The organism is Christensenella sp., from assembly GCF_034927525.1.
Lineage (GTDB): Bacteria > Bacillota > Clostridia > Christensenellales > Christensenellaceae > Christensenella.
Map to the genome: position 1 here is coordinate 1 of NZ_JAYFPU010000267.1, position 5,273 is coordinate 5,273.

The window sequence follows — 5,273 nt, forward strand, 5'->3', positions numbered from 1 at the left end:
CAGCTATCAGGATATCGTGGAGGGGGACGTAGAGCCCGACTATATCTTAGATAGCGTGCACGACATCTATCACGCGATCTGCGGCTAAGCGATGCAGACGGGGCGCGTTACGCATTCGCTTGGGCCGGTGTTTGACGAACGGTCGAAGATACTGGTGCTGGGCAGCATCCCGTCGGTCAAATCGCGGGAGGAAGGCTTTTATTACGCCAACCCGCGCAACCGCTTCTGGCAAGTCGTAAGCACGTTGCTTGCGTGTCCGCTTCCACAGACGGTGCCGCAAAAAGAGGAAATGCTAAAAGGCGCGGGTATCGCACTGTTTGACGTCCTTTATGCGTGCGACATCGAAGGAAGCGCGGACGCGAGTATCAAAAACGCCGTTCCTAACGATTTTTCAGAGATATTTACGGCGGCGGATATCCGCATGGTGTTCGCAAACGGTAAGAAGGCACATCAGCTATATCAGGACTTATGTTTTCCGGCTACGGGCAGGCAAGCCGTCGCGCTTCCCTCCACCAGTCCGGCAAACGCTGCGGCAAATCTTCCATACCTGATCAGGGAGTGGTCGCACATCCTGCGGTATTTAGACGAATAAAAGGGAATGTCTTTACAACAAGGGGGAATTCTGTATTGAATATGTCGGTGGCAATGGCCTTGTTTTTTGCGGTAACGGTCGCCTATATTTTGATTATCGATATTTTTACGTTCCTGTTCCGCATGACGGGAATGACGGAGGAAAAGGCGAAATTCCAGGTCATATCCCTGCTTACCAACAGCGGATTTACGACAAAAGAAAGCGAGCTTGTCGTGGGCAAGCTGCTGCGCCGCAAACTGGCGCGCACGGTCATGCTGTTTGGATACGTATTCTCCGTGACGATCATCACAGTGTTTGTAAACGTAGTACTGTCGCTCCCAAGAGCGATTCAGGAAGACCTGTGGACGCTCGTCATCATATTGGCTGTCATCTTTGTGGCTTTTATGCTTGTCAAAAAGGTCACGCACATGAAGGTGCGCTTCAATGCGCTGATCGAAAAGCTGGGGCAAAGGTGGATGTTTCAGGGACAGGGAAATATCATCAATGTGATGGACGAATACGCGCGCGGCGTTGTCGCGGGGGTCGATCTTAAGGAGATACCGCAGGAGCTTGACGGGAAGACGCTCCTAGAAGCACAGCTCACAACCAAGTATGGCCTGCATATCGTTATGGTCAAGCGGAACGATGAGATGCTTGAATACATCACAAAAGATACGATCCTTGCGGTAGGCGACCAGCTTTTGCTATTTGGCCGTTTGCAGGATGTTTTCCGTTTGTTTTCGCCCGAAGATGCCCCGGGCCGTTTGCGTGAAGAAAAACGTGCGTTAAAACAAGGAACAAAAGAGAATAAGGAATAGGATGGGGCTTGATCAGTAGGAAGGCGGGATAAGATATGTTTTTATTATCGATCGTTGCACCGGTGGTGATCGCTATCTGTTATGTGATATTGCTGTGCCTGTATATCCGCATGGAAGCGTTGCATGATTTTATCCGGGCGACCACCCTAAAGCTGACGTTGGGCGCGCTTTTTTGCATCACAGGCGTGATCGGCGTGCTGCTGCTCACGATGGCGGGCAGCGTCACTATCTTCGATATCCTAGTGCTGTGCGGGCTCATCTGCGCGATCGGTGGGGATTATTTCCTGCAATTCATCAGGCTTGATGCAAAAAAATTCAATACCGGAATACTCTTCTTTGCGATCACACAGTGCTTTTTACTCGCATCGCTGTTCCTGCGTTTCGGGATCGGCTGGCAGGAATTCGTGATCACTGTCGTCGTATTGCTTTTGGTGCTGCTGATGATGAAGAAGCAAAACTGGCAGCTTGGTAAGGCACAGGTACCGCTGACTGTATATACGGTGCTGCTTGTGCTGATGGCGGCAAAGGCAGTGGTCAGTATATTCTCGCCGCAGGCGATCGTCGGGCGCACGGTCGTGATGGCAGCGGGCGCGGTGCTGTTCCTTATTTCAGACCTGTTCCTCGGGATATGGAATTATCATACAGACAAAAAAATACACGCGAACCTCAACTGGATCACGTATTTTTCCGGGATGTTTTTGCTCGCGCTGAGCCTGCATCCCATGTAAATTATTCTTCGGTGATTTTAGAAACGAGCGCCCATTCTACGCGGCGTTCCACGATCTCCTCCACATGGATGTGCAGGCCGTAAACGTCCACATCAGGATGGCTGCCGTCCTGCGGGATGCTGTTAAGCTGGCTGAACACAAGCCCGCCCAGCGTATCAAAGTCCGCATCCTCCGGAATTTCGGTTAAGAGCGCTTCATTCAGCGTTTCAATATCCGTACCGCCCGCAACGCGCCACAGGTTGTCCTTGAGCTGTGCGATCTCCTGCTCGTCCTGCGGGTCATATTCGTCATAAATGTTACCGACAATCTCCTCTAAGAGGTCTTCCATCGTCACGATACCGCTGGTACCGCCATATTCGTCAACGACCACAGCAATGTGGTTTTTTGATTTTTGCATGGAGCGAAACAGCACATCCGTATGCACAGATTCGGGCACGCAATAAACAGGCCGGAGCAGGCGCGTAAGCGGCTTCGGGTTATCCTCGCGCAAGTTGAGCAGATAAGCGCGCGTATTTACGGTGCCGATGATATTGTCGATATCCTCGTCATATACCGGAAAACGCGAAAGACCGCTTTCACGGATCAGTTGCAATATCTCGTCCGGCGTTTCGTCCTTTTGGATGGCGATCACATCCGTGCGGTGCGTCATCACATCACGCGCAATGGTATTGTTGAATTCAAAAATATTTTCGATCATTTCCTTTTCGGTCGATTCGATCGCGCCCTTTTCCTCGCCAATGTCAACCATCAGGCGTATCTCCTCTTCGGTCACATCGTCGACCTTCTGCTTGGGATTCATGCGCAGCAGGCGCAAAATACCATTGGTCGAAACGCTCAGCAGCCAAATAATGGGCTTCATGATCACAGAAAGCACGGTGATCACGCCGGCTGACGTACGCGCGACCTTTTCCGGACGCTGCATAGCGATGCGCTTGGGTACAAGCTCGCCGAACACAAGCGTAAAATAGGATAGAACGAGCGTGATTATAATGACGGCAAGTGTGTTTAAAGTATCGGGAGAAACAGCGGTAAACCCCTGGACGTTGACCATCCAGTCCGTCAGCTTGCTGGCAAAATTATCAGCAGCAAAAGCGCTTCCCAAAAATCCGGCAAGCGTGATGCCGATCTGTATGGTAGACAAAAACCCTGCGGGCGTTTCTACCATTTTAAGCATTTGTTTTGCCTTTTTGTCGCCTTCGTCCGCCAGGCGGCGCAGTTTGTTTGCATTGAGGGAAATCACCGCGATTTCCGTAGAAGCAAAAAAGGCGTTCAAAGCAATCAGTACCACCTGCAGCAAAAGCTGCCATACGATCGGATCGTTCAAGAAAAATTCCCCCTGTGATTCCTAATATATATTGATAACACAAACAGCTGTCATTTATGCAGCGTTTTTAGGAAAGAAGCACTCCAAACAATTTTTGCCCACTTTGCAGCACGGCGGTATTACCAAACACGGCGACGGAGCCTTGTGTTTCGCCGCCAAGGTCGAGGGTAGCTTTTTCTTCTCCTGTCTTACCGTCGAGCAGTAAAAGCTTGCCGTTGCCGTCGCATTGCAGGATAAAACCGCTTGTATCAGAGGCGTATACCGCCGCCGGCGACGAAGCGCCCGGACGCTCTAAGGGATGCTGCCAAACGGTGTCGCCTGTCTCTTTATTGTAAGCAATGAGCTCGCCGCTGTCCGATCCGGAGAGATTGAAGAACACCATGCCGTTCAGGCTGCCCGAGCCGAGCACAGGGGAAGCAGGCAGCTTCCCGGCAACATCTTTCTGCCAAACAGTCTCGCCGGAAAGTGCATTCAGCTTACAGATGTGCGCCGCTCCTGCCGCGTCGTATGTGCCAAGATACAAGGAGGCGCTGTCGCCTGTGTGTTCAAACACAAGAGCAGCATCCGAAGCACCGCCTACGTCCTGTGCATAGACGGGCGACATCGTATTGAGGTCTAAGCATTGCAGCAATCCGCCATTATCGGAAAGCAAAAGATAGTTTTTAAAGGCCGCAGGCGCGCTTTTGAATCCGTAAAGGCGCGGTGCCTGCTCGTTTATCTGTGCATCGTCCGCGTATTGCGCGGAGGTATAGTGGTACTTGACGGGTTCTTCGGGCGCAACAGAGATCGTTTTTGCAGCAGGATCAAAATTTGTGTTCAGGCGTATCGTATAGACGATGCCGTTTTCACCCGGCCAGACAAGCGTGTCCGCCTCAGAGGCGACAAGCGGAGAAGCGCCGAAACGCTGGAACGCGCTGCGATAAGCAAAGGCGTCACGTTGGTCTGCGCCGCAGCGATACAAAAGGCTGCCATCAATCAGGCTGTATACGTTCATATAAGAAGCGCCCGTGCCGTCGCCGCCCTGACCCACATACAAGAGCGGGTACCCGCGCGGGTCTAAAGCGGGCGTACCGCCTGCCGTAAAACCAAGCGCAAGCGGATCGCGCGTGGCGCTGCCGTCCGTAAGATCCATAAAATACAGCTTCCCATCCGCAGATGCCAAGATGACCTCCGTCAGGGAGTCCTTCGATTTTTTATCATCATATAAATTCATCATCCGGCGCATGTCCGCGTCCCAGCGAACAACGAGAGGCTGTGCCACAGCAGATGCAGAGGCAGCGCCAAGGTCAAAAGACCAAAGCTGCTCAAGCTTTTGCGGAGCATTTTCCATCCCGCCAAAATGTGCGGCGTCACGGTAATTGTTTCCGCGGAAGGACGAAATACCCGTAAGGGAGGTGTAAGCGCTCCCGGCAGGGAAAGAAACCGGATCGGTACGGTTAAAATCATTGATAGCTTCGCCGTTTTGCTGGACTTCCGTCTGCAATCCAAATGCGGAAGGCAACGTCGCATCCACTGCCGTGGCGCTAAGATTGTCTGTGGAGGAAGGTGATGCGGAAGGAAGCACGACAGAAACAGGATCAGAAAAAGCAGCGCCGAATATACCGGTCTTTGTCAAAAACATAATTCCAAAAACAATACCGGCCACGATGGCTGCAAAAATCAGGAGCAGGACGATCAGGCGGCCAATGCGCAAACGGCCACGCCGCCGTCCCCGCGGCCGTGGGCGCGAACAGTTAATAGGGGAGGGTCTGTAAGAAGGTCTGTTATATTGACGTCGCATAGCAAAGCTCCTTCAATTGATATCATTCATCTTACCTGTCATGATACAACAG

5 protein-coding genes are annotated in these 5,273 nt (G+C 52.0%); 3 read left to right on the forward strand and 2 right to left on the reverse strand.

Annotated elements, in window-relative coordinates:
• The first annotated feature begins 91 nt into the window (after nt 1-91).
• The 3 genes from VB081_RS10980 to VB081_RS10990 are packed head-to-tail and all read left to right on the forward strand — an operon-like array spanning nt 92 to nt 2,117.
• Nucleotides 92-592, forward strand: a complete 501-nt coding sequence (locus VB081_RS10980; RefSeq protein ID WP_323400857.1) for a DNA-deoxyinosine glycosylase — start codon at nt 92-94, stop codon at nt 590-592.
• 41 nt (nt 593-633) lie between these two features.
• Nucleotides 634-1,389: a cation:proton antiporter regulatory subunit gene (locus VB081_RS10985; RefSeq protein ID WP_323400861.1), complete on the forward strand. Its 756-nt coding sequence runs from the start codon at nt 634-636 to the stop codon at nt 1,387-1,389.
• A gap of 35 nt (nt 1,390-1,424) precedes the next feature.
• Nucleotides 1,425-2,117, forward strand: coding sequence for a lysoplasmalogenase family protein (locus VB081_RS10990; protein WP_323400858.1), 693 nt, complete (start codon nt 1,425-1,427; stop codon nt 2,115-2,117).
• A 1-nt stretch (nt 2,118) separates the two neighbouring features.
• Here VB081_RS10990 and VB081_RS10995 read toward each other — a convergent pair whose 3' ends face one another.
• Together VB081_RS10995 and VB081_RS11000 are read right to left on the reverse strand one after the other, a co-directional pair.
• Nucleotides 2,119-3,441 carry a hemolysin family protein gene (locus tag VB081_RS10995; RefSeq protein ID WP_323400859.1) on the reverse strand — a complete coding sequence of 441 codons (1,323 nt, stop codon included), beginning with the start codon at nt 3,439-3,441 and terminating at the stop codon, nt 2,119-2,121.
• A 67-nt stretch (nt 3,442-3,508) separates the two neighbouring features.
• Entirely contained in the window at nt 3,509-5,134 is a 1,626-nt protein-coding gene (locus VB081_RS11000; protein WP_323400860.1) for an outer membrane protein assembly factor BamB family protein, read from the reverse strand.
• Nucleotides 5,135-5,273: the final 139 nt, after the last annotated feature.